Below are 14,872 nucleotides of genomic sequence, written 5' to 3' on the forward strand. Positions count from 1 at the left end.
GCGCCCTCAAGCGAAGCGGGGCCAGGTTCAGGCGTATGAAAAAGCCCCCGTATCATCGATACGGGGGCTTCGCGTTCACACCTGACGCGCGGCTTTCATCAGACGCCGATCTGGCCGCCATCTTCGCGCTGGATGACCACGGTCGCGGCGCGGGCACGCACGCTGCCATCGGTCTCGGCGGTGGCATCATCGCTCTGCGGCCAGTTGGCCGGGTGCTGGATGTTGATGAACATCGCGGTCTTGTCCGGGGTGGTGAAGATCCCGGTGACTTCACAGCCGTTCGGGCCCACCGCGAAGCGCTTGAGCTGCGCCTGGTTGTCGGCACCGATCACGGCCGCGTCTCCCTCGGCCTGCTCGAGACCTGCCGGCACGACCGCCAGCAGCTGGTCATTGGTGACCTCGGTGATGCCTTCGTAGCCGTTGTCTGTCTGGATCCACAGGATGCTGTCCTGTCCTTCGCGGCCATCGAAGTAGAGGCCATCGGGACTGGCGAACTCGTTCATCTCGGTCAGGCCGGACAGGTTGTCGGCATCGCTGGCCGCTGCGCCGAACACGAAGATCTCCCAATCGAAGGCCTTGTGATCGCCCGCTTCACGCCAGCGGATGATCTGACCCGCTTCGTTGTTGCCACGCGGATTGGCCGCGTTGGTTGGCGCCGTCTTGTAACCGACACCCGGCTCCTCGATGGCGGTGCCATCGTTGGTGAAGGCGGCGTCAGTGCCTTCCTCGGTGCGCTTGGAGTTGTTGGTCAGCGTCATGTAGACCTCACCGGACACCGGGTCCACCGCGCCCCACTCCGGGCGGTCCATCGGGGTCGCGCCCATCAGGTCAGCCGCATCGGTGGTGTGGATGATGATGCCAGCCAGGTCATCGGCCGCCAGCCCCAGTGCTTCGGCCAGGGTGCGGCCATCCTTGGTCACGGCGTCCGGCGTCAGCTTGAGCCACGTGCCGGTGCCATCGGCGGAGAACTGGGCGACATACAGCGTGCCCTTGTCCAGGTACTTGTCGCCGATCGCCAGGCGGTCCTTGAAGTCACCGGCGCCACGGGCATCAGCGGCGTCCCACTTGGCGTCCGACACGAACTTGTAGATGTACTCGTTGCGCGAATCGTGACCGGAGTAGAAGACCACCGGCTCACCCTCGACCAGCTTGCCCGGCCAGCAACCTTCGTGACGGAAGCGGCCCAGCGCGGTGCGCTTGATGGCCTGCTCGCCGGTGTAGGGGTCGATCTCGACGATATAGCCGAAGGTGCGCGGTTCGTTGCGGTAATCCTTGTCGGCGCTGTCTGCCGTCGGCGTGTTGTCGAAACGCGCGAACTCGCCATCGACTTCACTGGCATCTCCGGCGGCGGTTTCCCAGCCATAGCGGCCACGCTCGGTCTCGATGCCGATGCGGTTGTCATCGAGCTGACGATCGCTGCGCTTGACGAAGTAACCCGGCCAGTTCTCTTCACAGGTCAGGTAGGTGCCCCACGGGGTGTAGCCGTTGGCGCAGTTGTTGTTGGTACCACGGGTGCGCATGCCATCCGGCGAGAAGGCCGTCTTGACGTAATCGCTGCCCGCTACCGGGCCGCTCAGCTTCATTTCGCTGGCGCTGGTGTAGCGGCGGTTGTAGCGCGAATCGCCCACCACTTCCCACTTGCCGTTGCTGGCCTTCTTGACCTCGACGATGGTCACGCCATGGGCATTGATCTCGGTGCGCACTTCATCGGCCGGACGCTTGCCGGAATCCGCATTGGTCGCGCCGCCCTTGGGTGCCCACAGCGCATCCTGATCGATGTATTCGTTGTTCATGACCAGCAGGAAGTTGCTGGAGGCCGTGTCGTCGCTCAAGGCGAAGTTGTGCATGCCATCGTGATGCATGCCGACGGTGTTGAGCTGGATCTCCGGCGTCATCGCCAAATCCTTGCTCCACTTGGGTGCCTTGGCATTGAGCGGCGTGCCCCACGGCGCCAGCACCTGTGCGGTATACCCCTTGGGAACCACGACTGCATCCGTGCGTGACCCCTTGATCGATTCGAAGGCCAGTGCCAGAGTCGTCTTCTCACCCGCAGCGTTGCTGGCGGCGTTGGCCGTGGTGCTCAGCCCCGCAAGACCGAAACCACCCAGCATGCTGGCAGCCGCCATGCCCAGGCCGCCCTGCAGGACACGACGACGCGAGATGTGTCGTTCGATGACGGATGAGAACGTCTCGTTGCTGCTGGGATTAAGCAGGCGATGGTCTTCGATTTCCTTGCTCATGTCGCTTCCCCGTAGTCAGGTTTCGGGTTGTTCTGTTCAGGCACGCCCCTTGAGGGCATGCCGAAGGCAACAAGAGTGATACGCGAGCCCGATGACAATTCCGTGACGAACGGGCAACAAAGGCAAGAGACGACAGCGCCCAACGGCCTTTCGACCGTTGGGCGCTGGGGATTTCAGGACAAGCCGACAAATTCAGCAAACATCAGGCAAGCGCGACGTCATCCTCCCATCGAGGCGCGAGTCTGGCGTTTGATCTCAGGCCTCGCGCAAGCGCTCGGCGGCCAGGCTCAGCAGGTGCTCGGTGGTTTCCCAGCCAAGGCATGCATCGGTGACGGACACGCCATGACGCAGCTGGGAGAGCTTCTCCGCTGCCGGCAAGGCCTGCTTGCCTTCATTGAGGTGACTCTCGAGCATCACGCCGATCAAGGCGTCATCCCCCGCCAGGCGCTGAGAGAGCACATCCAGCATCACTTCGCTCTGGCGGCGGTGGTCCTTGCGGGAATTGGCGTGGCTGCAATCGACCATCAGACGCGGCGTCAGGCCAGCGCCTTCCAGCTCACGCCGGCAGGCGGCCACCGAGGCGGCGTCATAGTTGGGCTGGCCATGGCCGCCGCGCAGCACCACATGGGTATGCGGGTTGCCCGCGGTCTCGATCAGCGCCGGACGTCCGCTGTCATCCATGCCGAAGTGGCGATGCCCATGCGCCGCCGCCCCGATGGCCTGCACGGCGACCTCGACGCCTCCGTCAGTGCCGTTCTTGAAGCCCACCACACAGCCGAGGCCGGAGGCCATCTCGCGATGGATCTGCGACTCGGTGGTGCGGGCGCCGATGGCCGCCCAGCCGAGCAGGTCTTCCAGGTAGGCGGCGGTCAGCGGCTGCAGCAGCTCCGTCGCCACCGGCAGGCCCAGCTGGTTGATCTCGCGCATCAGCTCGCGTGCCTGACGCAGGCCGGTGGCCATGTCATCGCTGCCATCCAGATGCGGATCATAGGCCAGCCCCTTCCAGCCCACCGTGGTGCGCGGCTTCTCGACATAGACACGCATCACCAGCTTGAGGCGATCACGTACCTGCGGCTCGATCACCGCCAGGCGCTGGGCGTACTCACGCGCGGCCTTGAGATCATGGATGGAGCACGGCCCGACCACCACCAGCAGACGATCATCGTCGCCGGCGAGAATGGCGTTGATCTCATCGCGATGCTGGCGAATCTGGCCGGCCAGGTCGGCGTCCACCGGCAGCTGCTCGCGCAATTCGCTGGCGCTGGGCAGGGCTTCACGACTGATGCGTCCGGGTGTGGTCGGTGTCTGGGCGGCATCAGAGCGGGTCACGGTGGCGTTCTCGGCAGTCAAGGGGTCAACAGTGGCGTCGGCAGTGTGCGGGTTGGCGGTCAACACGCGTTCAAGGCTGGCGTTCATGGTCTTCTCTCCTGTGATGAAGCCTCGGCTCCATCACGCAATATTCATTCTGACAGACAGGGACTTCGCGAATCGTCACCCCGGTGTTGCTCGCCCTGCCCCGCGGTGACAGCGGAAAGAGGCAGGACGCCGCTAAATCGCCAGCGCCAATAACCATGCACGACCCGAGCGGAGGCAAGAGAAAAGCGGGTAGTCAGGAAAGTGGTGCGCATGGTCATTCCTCTCGTCATTCATGCTGCAATCATTGTCGGCACGTTAGGGTGACATGCCTCTCGTCATGGATTTCGCAAGGCCCGAAACGCAAGAACCCCCGGCCGTGGCTGCGACCGGGGGTTCTTCAAGGTGGTGGCAGCCCGTACGAGACAGGCGCGCCGTAACCTCAGGCGCGCCCCTGTGTAAACCAATACCAATAGCCGGCCGCACACGCCGCCGTCACGACCTGGCCCGAAGGGCAGGCAGCGACAGTGAACGGGCGGTGGCTGGTGGTCTGGTTCATGGGTCGGGCCGGTATCCAGTAGTGACGATGAAAATGGTGATAGGCCTATCCTTGCACTCCAGATCGTCCTGCGCAAGCGTGAACCGGCAACAAACCGTTGCCCGCACGCATAAAGAAGGGCTATCAGCCTGAAGTGGCATCAGTATAATCTTTGGTTGTCGAGCAACATGATCGGCAACACGCATTCGTCCAGCGGTGCCTGACACCGCGCCCACAGCTTGGAATGCATGCATGCAGGATTCCCGAAATGATGCACTGATTGAGTATCTGTCGGGATGCGCCCGGCAGGATGCCAAGGCACTGGATCAGCTCTATCGAGCGACCAGTGCGCATCTATACGCTCAGTTGCTGCGTATCTTGAGACATGAGGCATCCGCGCAGGATTGTCTTCAGCAGGTCTACATCCGGGTATGGGCCGCCGCCGCCCAGTATGACGCCGGCCGCGCCCGCCCGATGACCTGGCTCGGCACCATGACCCGCAACATCGCCATCGACTGGATACGTCGACAGCGACCCAGCGAGCATGACAGCGATGAATTGATCGCCGCCATGCCGGGGCGGAGTGATATCGAGGCAGATGTCGACCTGGCCCAGCACAGTGGTGAGCTCCACCAGTGCCTGGCCGAGCTGAATGACGATCAACGCCGCGCCCTGGAACTGGCCTACTTCGAAGGCCTCACCCACCAGGATCTGGCCAATCAACTGGACCAGCCCTTGGGCACCGTCAAGAGCTGGGTCCGTCGTGGACTCGAGAGGTTGAAGACATGCATGAGTCATTTGATCTGAGCGACCCGGAACTGCGCGAAGCCGCAGCGGGCGAATATGCGCTCGGCACATTGACACGCGACGAGCGCGCGGCATTCGAGTCACTGCTGGCCGTCAGCCACGACCTGCAACGTGATGTGGAGCGCTGGCGCGAGCATCTCAACGTGTTCAATGAACAGCTTCCCCCCGTCACGCCACCGGCCCATGTCTGGCAAGGCATCGCCGAGGCGACGGGCACCGCCCGTCAGCCCTGGTGGCGTCGCCTGGGCCTGTGGCAGGGCATGACTGCCACGGCGTTCAGCCTGGCACTGGCGGTCACCCTGACCTTCAGCCTGGGGCACAACGCGGGCATGGAGAGCGACTACGTGTTCGTGGTCAACAACTCTGACAGCAGCCCCGGCTGGATCGTCAACGCGTCCCACTCGGGCGAGATGATGGTGCAGGCAGTCAGGCCCGAAGCGCCGGCCCCCGGCAAGGTCTGCGAGCTGTGGCTGATGGCCAAGGATGGCAAGGAGCCGATGTCACTGGGCATCCTGCCGCACTCCGGTACCATGAAGGTCGAGGTGCCCAAGGAGTATCTGGCCGCCTTCCCTGACAGCGACCTGGTGATCACGCTGGAAAGCCCGCAGGGCGCTCCCTCCGGCAACCAGATGGGCCCGACCCTCAAGAAAGGTCAGCTGACGCCGGTCGAAGGCCGCCATATCCTGTAAGCGCTTCAGTAGTGCAGGATGTAGTAGCAACGATCGCAACAACGATCGCAATAACGGTCGCAGCAACGAAAAAAAAGCCCCCGCTTTTCAGCGGGGGCTTTTTTTGTGCAGTGCTCAGGTCTCGAATGTCACGCCTCGGAAGTCGAAAGCGATAACCGAAAGATCACTGACAGAAGCTATCAGCGCAGATGGCGGCCACCATCCACCGGCAGGGTCGTGCCCGTGACATAGGGACTATCCAGCAGATAGCGCAGCGCCTGCCAGATGACGCCTGGCCCCGGTACCTGCTGCATCAACGACTTGGCGCGCGCACGCTCGGCATAGTCGTCGTCATCGTCCGGACGCAGCATGATCAGCGCCGGCGCGATGGTGTTGACCTGGATGCGTGGCGCGAACATCGACGCGAACGACAAGGTCAGGTTCTCGAGCCCCGCCTTGCTGGCCGCGTAGGCCGCATGCTTGCGCGAGCCCTTCTGGACCACGAAGTCACTCATGTGGACGATGTCCGCCTGCGTCTCGACTCCGGCTTCCAGCAGATCGCGCAGCGCCAGATTGATCAGGTACGGCGCCTGCATGTGGACACGGAACAGGTGCTCGAACAGCTCGCCCTGCCCCTCGCCGTCGCCATCCGGCGCCCAGTCGCCGGCATTGTGCACGATGGCCCGCAATGTCGGAGTCAGCTCACGAATCGCCGCGATGAAGGCCTGGATGCCTGCCTCGCTGGAGAAATCCGCCTGCACGGTGCGAATGCCCAGCGCGCGCAGGGCGTCGAGCTCTTCCCGCTCGCGTCGATAACTGATGATGACCGGATGACCATCATCGATCAGTCGCTCGGCACAATAGCGCCCCAGACGCTGGGCGCCGCCCGTGATCAGTATCGGGGACTGGCTCATTCACTCGACTCCTTCAGGCAATGTCAGGCGGCTTCAAGCAATGTCAGGCGGCTTCAGGCAGAGACCAGCGCCGGGTCCAGCAGCGGCTCGCGTGGCGCATAGCTGAACACATCGGAGCTCAGCGCGCTGGCCTCGACACCCAATGGCGTCAGCGCATCGACACAGGCATAGACCATGCCCGGCGAGCCGGACAGATAGACGCGCTTGCCCGCCATGCTGCCCGCGTGCTTGCGCAGCGCCTCATCGATACGCCCCAGATGGCCATTGAAAGCGGCCTCGACACCGGCCGCTTCCAGCGCGCGATGGTGGGCATCACCGACTTCCGGCGCTTCTTCCAGCACCGGGAAATAACGGAAGTTGGGCTGACTGGCGGCCCAGTTGAGCGCCGCGCTCTCCAGGTACAGATCACGCCGCTCACGCGCCGCCCACCACAGCTCGATGGGCTGGGTCAGGCCACGCGCAAACGCCGCCTGCAGCATGGCGTGCATCTGCGAGAACCCGGTGCCGGCACAGATCAGCACGATGGGGCTGGGGTCGTCGAGGTCCAGCACGCACTCGCCACTGGGCAGACGCAGCTCTAGTTGATTGGCCGCGACCAGCAGGCTGCGCAGACGCGCGGAATTACTGCGCTCCGGCCAATGCTGGATATGCAGCTCGAGCACGCCATCATCACTGGCGGCATTGGCGATGGAGAACGGTACCCAGGTGGTGTCATCGAGCTTCATCTCGAGATACTGGCCCGGCGCGTGCGCCAGGGCCTCGGGACGTGCGGCGAAGCGCACACGAAACACGTCCGGGGTCAGATCTTCCACACTCTCGACATGACAGGTCAGGGTCCGCGCCGTCATCGTATCCTCTTGTTATCTGATGCCTGCCGCCAGCGCGCCGCGCAACGACAGGGTAAATGCATGGGTGTTGATGGTCTGTCGCGGAATCAGTCCAGAATGCCCAGACTGTCCCAGCGTTCATCGACACGGGATGTGATCTCTTCGCTCATCACGATGGGCTCGCCCCACTCGCGGTCCGTCTCGCCGGGCCACTTGTTGGTCGCGTCCATGCCCATCTTGGAGCCAAGACCCGCCGTTGGCGAGGCGAAGTCCAGATAATCGATCGGCGTATTGTCGACCAGAACGGTATCACGGCTCGGGTCCATGCGCGTGGTGATGGCCCAGATGACATCTTCCCACTTACGGGCATCGACATCATCATCCAGCACGATCACGAACTTGGTGTACATGAACTGACGCAGGAAGCTCCAGACCCCCATCATCACGCGCTTGGCGTGGCCGGGGTACTGCTTCTTCATCGTCACCACCGCCATGCGGTAGGAGCAGCCTTCCGGCGGCAGATAGAAGTCGACGATCTCCGGGAACTGCTTGCGCAGAATCGGCACGAAGACTTCATTGAGCGCCAGGCCGAGAATCGCCGGCTCATCCGGCGGACGCCCGGTATAGGTGGAGTGATAGATCGGGTCGCGCCGATGAGTGATGCGCTCGATGGTGAAGACGGGGAAGGTCTCCACCTCGTTGTAATAGCCGGTGTGATCGCCGTAGGGGCCTTCCGGTGCCACGTCATCCGGATACAGATAGCCTTCCAGGATGATCTCGGCGCTGGCCGGGACTTCGAGATCCGACAGGCCGCATTTGACCAGCTCGGTGCGCGAGCCGCGCAGCAGGCCGGCAAAGGCATACTCGGAGAGTGAATCCGGTACCGGCGTGACAGCGCCGAGGATGGTGGCCGGATCGGCACCCAGAGCCACCGCGACCGGGAAGGGCTCGCCCGGGTGGGCCTTCTGCCACTCGCGGAAGTCCAGTGCGCCGCCACGGTGTGCCAGCCAGCGCATGATCAGGCGATTCTTGCCGAGCTTCTGCTGACGATAGATGCCGAGGTTCTGGCGCTCCTTGTGCGGACCACGGGTGATCACTAGCGGCCAGGTCACCAGCGGTGCGGCATCTCCGGGCCAGCAGTGCTGGATCGGAATCATGTCGAGATCGACATCCTCCCCTTCCAGCACGATCTCCTGACAGGGCGCACGCTTGACCTTCTTCGGCCCCATGCTCATCACCTGCTTGAAGATCGGCAACTTGTCCCAGGCATCCCGGAAGCCCTTGGGCGGCTCCGGCTCCTTGAGGAAGGCCAGCAGCTCGCCGACTTCGCGCAGCGCCTCGACGGATTCCTGGCCCATGCCCAGCGCCACGCGCCGCGGCGTGCCGAACAGATTGCCCAGCACCGGCATGCTGTGGCCCTTGACGTTCTCGAACAGCAACGCCGGACCTCCCGCCTTCAGGGTGCGATCGCAGATCTCGGTCATCTCCAGATAGGGGTCCACCTCGGCACGAATGCGCTTGAGTTCGCCCTTCTCTTCCAGCGCCGCGATGAAATCGCGTAAGTCTCGATACTGCATGGGAGTTTCCGCTCGGCTTGATCAAGTCCCGAGCATACCATTGCCAGCCGGCACTCGGCAGGTCAGCAACGCAAGACGCCCACTTCCCGGGTGGGAAGTGGGCGTCCTGGCAAGCACCTGTCGAGAACATGGCCAGCCAACCGGCTGGGCCAGTGTCGATCAGCGGCGCTTCATGGCCTCGAAGAACTCGAGATTGGTCTTGGTATCTTTCAGGCGATCGATCAGGAACTCGGTGGCCGCCACATCTTCCATCGGGTTGAGCAGCTTGCGCAGGATCCACATGCGCTGCATTTCATCCTCGGACGCGATCAGGTCTTCACGACGCGTGCCGGAGCGACGGATGTTGAGGGCCGGGAAGACGCGACGCTCGGCCAGCTTGCGGTCGAGGTGAGCTTCCATGTTACCGGTGCCCTTGAATTCCTCGAAGATGACTTCGTCCATCTTGGAACCGGTATCGACCAGCGCCGTGGCGAGGATGGTCAGGCTGCCGCCTTCTTCGATGTTACGCGCGGCACCGAAGAAGCGCTTCGGCTTCTCGAGGGCGTGAGCGTCGACACCACCGGTCAGCACCTTGCCGGAGGACGGCACCACGGTGTTGTAGGCACGCGCCAGACGGGTCACGGAATCGAGCAGGATGACGACATCCTTCTTGTGCTCGACCAGACGCTTGGCCTTCTCGATCACCATCTCGGCGACCTGGACGTGACGGGCCGGCGGCTCATCGAAGGTGGAAGCCACGACTTCGCCACGCACGGTGCGCGACATCTCGGTAACTTCCTCGGGACGCTCATCGATCAGCAGCACGATGAGGTGACATTCGGGGTTGTTGCGCGTGATGGAGGCGGCGATGTTCTGCAGCATCATCGTCTTGCCCGCCTTGGGCGGCGAGACGATCAGGCCACGCTGGCCCTTGCCGATCGGTGCGGTCAGATCAAGGATGCGCGAGGTGATGTCTTCGGTGGAACCGTTGCCGATTTCCATCAGCAGGCGCGACTGCGGGAACAGCGGCGTCAGGTTCTCGAACAGGATCTTGTGCTTGGCATTCTCGGGGCGGTCAAAGTTGATCTGATTGACCTTGAGCAGCGCGAAGTAACGCTCCCCTTCCTTCGGCGGACGAATCTTGCCGGAGATGGTGTCGCCCTTGCGCAGATTGAAGCGACGGATCTGGGACGGTGAAACGTAGATGTCATCAGGGCCCGCGAGGTAGGAAGAGTCTGCACTGCGAAGGAAGCCGAAGCCGTCCTGCAGGATTTCCAGAACGCCGTCGCCGTAGATGTCCTCACCGCTTTTCGCGTGCTTCTTGAGGATGGCGAAGATGATGTCCTGCTTGCGCGAACGTGCCAGATTATCGATGCCCATCGTCTGGGCAAGTTCCAGCAGTTCGGGGACAGTATTTTGCTTGAGTTGGGTAAGATTCATCGGCTTTGTTTGAACGTGGCTCAGGTCAGCAGGGCTGATAGATAAGAAGGGAATCGAGAAGACGGGCAGAAGGCAAGGACCGGCACTGCAAAGGTGCAGACAGAACTCGACAGCATTCCCGGAGGCAAGCGCCTGAGCTGGATGAAGACAGGTGCCAAAAGTTCAGGAAAGATCACTCACCACGGCCGAACTATGAATTCAGCAACGGAGTGTCGAGCTACGGATGTCCAGCGACGACGGACCGGTCGAAGGGACACGGAGCGTCATGCTTCCTGACAGAAAAGTCTTCTCGATATGGAATCTAGCGGTATGAATCGCCTGGTGGCTGGCCGGCGTGTTGCGGGCAGCATTACCAGAGGGCTGGCTGACAACTGGGGGACCGTGGGACGGTCGACATGACGCAATCAGAGAGCGTGTAATCAGGCGAACGCCTCGATGGTAGTCAAGCCGGCCCCTGAACGCAAGCCCCGGCGGCCTGGTGGCGCTCCCGGCGCTGCCTGAAGCGCTCGCTAGCGGCCAGTCAGCGCTGCGATAGCCGCCGCTGACGTGGCGCTTTCACTGACGGCTCAAGGCACCTGGCGGCGGCAAGGCCCGATTCACAGATTGGCATCCAGAAAGGCTGCCAGCTGCGCGCGCGGCATGGCGCCCACCTTGCTGGCTTCGACATTGCCGCCCACAAACAGCATCAATGTCGGCACACCGCGCACGCCGAAGCGGGCGGCGAGTTCAGGGGCTTCATCGACATCGACCTTGACGATCTTGAGCTGCCCTTCGTATTCCTCGGCCAGGGATTCCAGCGTCGGTGCCACGCTCTTGCACGGCCCGCACCAGGAAGCCCAGAAATCCACCAGCACCGGATGCTCGCTCTCCAGCACCACGGATTCGAAGTCCCTTTCTGCAATCGGTACCACACGTTCGCTCATCGCGACGTTATCTCCCAGACCCGGTTGGTCTTGCTGATTGTGCTGCGTGATGGCTTGCGACTCATTGAGCGTGATGATGACCCGCGACTTCGTCGTTCTGTCATATCACGCCGCTAGAATAGCATGCCCCATGCGCTGAATGTGCCGCCAGCCCCTCGTGGTGATGGCGCCGTATGTGCCACCGGTTTGACACCTCTGGCCAGTCGCCGCAATCTTGCGAGAGTCGCCGCCGCGACCTGCTGCCAGCGTCATCTTCCCGCAGCAGGCTCGCGTCCGGTGGCCGCCCACGCTCACGACAACTTCATTGCGCCATGGTCGCCACGCAAGGAAGCCGTCGCAGGAGTTGGCGTGAAGGAGGCAGTGCATGATGCCTGCCATGAATGACCCGCCGTAAAGGACTCCGCCCTTGAGTGAATCAGCACCCTCCCAGCACCCGCAACCCACCGCCTCTGATGAAGGCAGTGCCGGCAATGAGGCCCCGCTGCTGAAGCTGGCCGCCATCGATCTGGGTTCCAACAGCTTCCACCTGCTGCTGGCCAACCACCAGGCGGGGCAATTGCAGGTCGTGGCCAAGCAGGGTGAGAAGGTCCAGCTGGCGGCAGGGCTGGACGAAGACGGCATGCTCAGCGAGGAAGCCATGGAGCGCGCCCTCAACTGCCTCGCCCAGTTCGCGCCCTTCATCGATGGCATCGAGGCCGACCATCTGCGGGTCGTGGGCACCAACGCCCTGCGCGCCGCGCATAACAGTGAAGAACTGATCGAGCGTGCCGAGGCTCTGTTGGGGCATCCCATCGAGATCATCGCCGGGCGCGAAGAAGCCCGCCTCATCTATCTGGGCGCGGCGCATGCGCTGGCCGATGTGCACGGCAAGCGCCTGATCGTCGATATCGGCGGCGGTTCCACCGAGTTCATCATCGGCGAGCAGTTCGAGCCCCAGCTGCTGGAAAGCCTGCACATGGGCTGCGTCGCCTATACCAAGGCCTTCTTCCAGGACGGCGAGATCAGCGAGAAGCGCATGCGCCGCGCCGAGCTGGCCGCACGCTCGGAACTGGCCAGCATCCAGCGCACCTATCGCGAGATGGGCTGGGATGACCCGGTCGGCTCCTCCGGCACCATCAAGGCCGCCGCCAACGTGCTGGAAGCGCACGGCTGGGCCCCGCATGGCGTGGTCACACGTGAGGGGCTGCACAAGCTGCGCGCGGCGCTATTGGAGTTCAAGCGCCTCGACAAGGTCAGCCTGCCGGGCCTGAAGAGCGATCGCGCCAGCGTCTTCCCAGCGGGCATCGCCATCCTGTGCGGTGTCTTCGAGGCACTGGGGCTGGAGCAGATGCGCTACTCCGACGGTGCGCTGCGTGAAGGCGTACTGTTCGATCTGATCGGGCGCAACACGCCGGAGGATTCGCGTCTGTCCGCCATCGAGTCGCTGCAGCGTCGCTACGGCATCGATACCCGCCACGCCAGCAATGTGCGCGACACCGCCCTGCAGCTGTTCGATCAGGTCGCCGGCGACTGGGCGCTGGGGGCGACGTCACGTCAGCTGCTGAGCTGGGCCGCTGACCTCCACGAAGTCGGCCAGGCGGTTTCCCACAGCCAGTTCCATCGCCATGGCGCCTACCTGCTCGAGCATTCCGACCTGCTCGGCTTCTCGCGTCCGGAACAGCGCGCGCTGGCCTTCCTGGTCCGCGCCCACCGTCGCAAGTTCCCCAAGAACGAACTGGCGGCGCTGCCGGAGCCGCAGCAACCGCGTCTGGCGCGTCTGGCACGCCTGCTGCGCATGGCGGTGATGCTCAACCATTCACGCTCGGAAGCGCCGGTGCTCGGCATGCATCTCAGCGCCGAAGGCGACGACCTGACGCTCAACCTGACCGAGGAATATCGCGATCACAGCCTGATCAACGATGACCTCAGTCAGGAAAGCGAGCTGCAGAAAGCCGCCGGCATGACGCTGACACTGGCCGATGCCTGAGCGAGCACTGCGCAAGACATCGGCGAGACCGCCCGCTGGCCTCACTGCTGTGTGAGTACGGCCAGTAGCCACCAGCCCCGCGAGGGATGCCACAGCCCCGCGACAGTCCCGTCGTGCATGCGTGCCACACGCAACTGGTCACGCTGCCACGGCGGGATATTGGCTTCCTGCAGCAAGCGCTTGAGATCGCGCCGCCCCCGCCCTGCCACTCGCAGTACATCTCCCGGCTGACGTGAGGTGAAGGCAACATGCTGCTCATCCCTTCCCAGCGCCCGCCATGCCTTGCGCGCCTCAGCATCCCACTCAGAGGGTGGCGTCTCGCCAGGTTGGCGACCACTTCCCGCACAGCCGGTATCGCCTTGTCGATGACGCACACCCTGCTCAATAACGGTATCTGACACCTGCCACCACAGCTGGCCGCGCCACGCGCGCACGCTGACGGTGTATTCGGCGTTGGCCCAGTGCACCTCGGCCACCGAGTCGGGCGGCGTGGCGATCAACTGCTGCAGGCTCATCAAGCGACCCCGCGGCGGCACCGGCCAGCCACGCGACTGGCATAGATGGCGCAGGACCAACCGCTGACGTGACTCACTCAAGCCTGCCAGCTCCGCCAGTGACAACTGCGTCTCGTGCGCCCGCCCCTGATCCAGGCCCTGATTAAGCCTCTGATTCAGTCCCTGCTCCTGCTCCTGCTCCTGTCCCTGCTCATGTCCTTGAGCTTCGCGCTCCGCGCCTGACACCTGAATCTTCGCCAGCAGCTCGGCCGCTAGCTCATCAAGCAGTGACTGCTCTTCCTGCAACTGTTGCGCCGAACGCGCCAGGCTGGCCACGGCCTGCGGCCAGCGCGCCTGCAGCAGCGGCACGACACTGTGGCGCAGGTAGTTGCGATCAAACTGCTGATCGACATTGCTGGGGTCTTCGCACCAGTCGCGCCCGGCCTGCAAACCCTGCTGGCTCGCCAATGTCAGGATTTCATGGCGCGGGATGCCCAACAGCGGCCGGAGTAGTCGTGCCCGCTCATTGGCGAGCTGGTCTTGCCCGGGAGACGCTTCGCCCACGGCCAGCGCCCGCTCAGGCGGCATGGCCGCCAGCCCGCGCCCGCCACTGCCACGCAGCGCGTTGAGCAACAGCGTCTCGGCCTGATCATCCTGATGCTGCGCCAGCCACAGGCTATCCCCCGCCGCCAGACAGGCGCTCAGTGCCGCCAGCCGCCCTTCGCGCGCTGCCGCCTCCAGTCCTCGCGACTTGAGTGCTGTCTCCGCCAGCGCCAGATGACGCACGCTCAGCGGCAGCCCGAGGCGCGAGGCCAGCCTGCGCGCCAGCTGCTCGAAATCATCGTTGGCCGCCTGCAGGCCGTGATGCACATGCACCAGCCGCAGTCGACGCGGGCAGTCCTTGACCGCGCGAGCCGCCAGCCGCGCCAGCATCACCGAATCCAGCCCGCCCGAGAGCGCGATCCACACCGTGCGCCTGGCATCGCTGGCCTCGAGCGCTTCGCGCACGGCGACGAGTGCGCGCGACTCCGCCATCTCGCTCAGCGGTTGAGCGCGCAGGCACAGCGAATCCAGTGAGGGGGACAGAGACATGTCGGGCTCCTGTCGCGAAGCGGATGAAGTAAGTGGTGGAGAAAAGGAAGTGGA

Annotated in this window: 11 protein-coding genes; 3 read left to right on the plus strand and 8 right to left on the minus strand. The window is 63.7% G+C overall.

The window, feature by feature from the left end:
• Nucleotides 1-98: 98 nt before the first annotated feature.
• Entirely contained in the window at nt 99-2,240 is a 2,142-nt protein-coding gene (locus LCW13_RS15455) for a PhoX family protein (protein WP_225347338.1), read from the minus strand.
• Nucleotides 2,241-2,495: 255 nt separating this feature from the next.
• A complete protein-coding gene (locus LCW13_RS15460; RefSeq protein ID WP_225347339.1) occupies nt 2,496-3,656 on the minus strand; it encodes a 3-deoxy-7-phosphoheptulonate synthase in 1,161 nt (386 codons plus the stop codon).
• 727 nt (nt 3,657-4,383) lie between these two features.
• Between LCW13_RS15460 and LCW13_RS15465 the strand changes: the two genes are divergently transcribed.
• Together LCW13_RS15465 and LCW13_RS15470 are read left to right on the plus strand one after the other, a co-directional pair.
• Entirely contained in the window at nt 4,384-4,938 is a 555-nt protein-coding gene (locus LCW13_RS15465) for a sigma-70 family RNA polymerase sigma factor (protein WP_043332989.1), read from the plus strand.
• Nucleotides 4,917-5,627: an anti-sigma factor gene (locus tag LCW13_RS15470; protein WP_107335921.1), complete on the plus strand. Its 711-nt coding sequence runs from the start codon at nt 4,917-4,919 to the stop codon at nt 5,625-5,627. The genes LCW13_RS15465 and LCW13_RS15470 overlap by 22 nt, the downstream gene beginning before the upstream one ends.
• 179 nt (nt 5,628-5,806) lie before the next feature.
• On the opposite strand, the gene folM is transcribed toward LCW13_RS15470, so the two are convergent.
• The 5 genes from folM to trxA form a co-directional block, all read right to left on the minus strand.
• Nucleotides 5,807-6,520 carry a dihydromonapterin reductase gene (gene folM / locus LCW13_RS15475; RefSeq protein ID WP_043332992.1) on the minus strand — a complete coding sequence of 238 codons (714 nt, stop codon included), beginning with the start codon at nt 6,518-6,520 and terminating at the stop codon, nt 5,807-5,809.
• Between the two features lie 53 nt (nt 6,521-6,573).
• Entirely contained in the window at nt 6,574-7,368 is a 795-nt protein-coding gene (locus LCW13_RS15480) for an FAD-binding oxidoreductase (protein ID WP_043332993.1), read from the minus strand.
• An 86-nt stretch (nt 7,369-7,454) separates the two neighbouring features.
• Nucleotides 7,455-8,924, minus strand: coding sequence for a 4-hydroxy-3-polyprenylbenzoate decarboxylase (gene ubiD, locus LCW13_RS15485; RefSeq protein ID WP_175089660.1), 1,470 nt, complete (start codon nt 8,922-8,924; stop codon nt 7,455-7,457).
• Between the two features lie 159 nt (nt 8,925-9,083).
• A complete protein-coding gene (rho, locus tag LCW13_RS15490) occupies nt 9,084-10,343 on the minus strand; it encodes a transcription termination factor Rho (protein ID WP_043332997.1) in 1,260 nt (419 codons plus the stop codon).
• Nucleotides 10,344-10,939: 596 nt separating this feature from the next.
• The gene (trxA, locus tag LCW13_RS15495; RefSeq protein ID WP_043332999.1) at nt 10,940-11,266 is read right to left on the minus strand and encodes a thioredoxin; all 327 of its coding nucleotides are present in this window, start codon (nt 11,264-11,266) and stop codon (nt 10,940-10,942) included.
• Nucleotides 11,267-11,672: 406 nt separating this feature from the next.
• On the opposite strand from trxA, the gene ppx reads away from it, so the two are divergent.
• Nucleotides 11,673-13,232 carry an exopolyphosphatase gene (gene ppx, locus LCW13_RS15500; RefSeq protein ID WP_404813636.1) on the plus strand — a complete coding sequence of 520 codons (1,560 nt, stop codon included), beginning with the start codon at nt 11,673-11,675 and terminating at the stop codon, nt 13,230-13,232.
• A gap of 41 nt (nt 13,233-13,273) precedes the next feature.
• Here the strand turns inward: ppx and tilS are convergent, their stop codons facing one another.
• The gene (tilS, locus tag LCW13_RS15505; RefSeq protein ID WP_225347340.1) at nt 13,274-14,818 is read right to left on the minus strand and encodes a tRNA lysidine(34) synthetase TilS; all 1,545 of its coding nucleotides are present in this window, start codon (nt 14,816-14,818) and stop codon (nt 13,274-13,276) included.
• Nucleotides 14,819-14,872: the final 54 nt, after the last annotated feature.

The organism is Cobetia amphilecti, from assembly GCF_020217465.1.
Taxonomy (GTDB): domain Bacteria; phylum Pseudomonadota; class Gammaproteobacteria; order Pseudomonadales; family Halomonadaceae; genus Cobetia; species Cobetia amphilecti.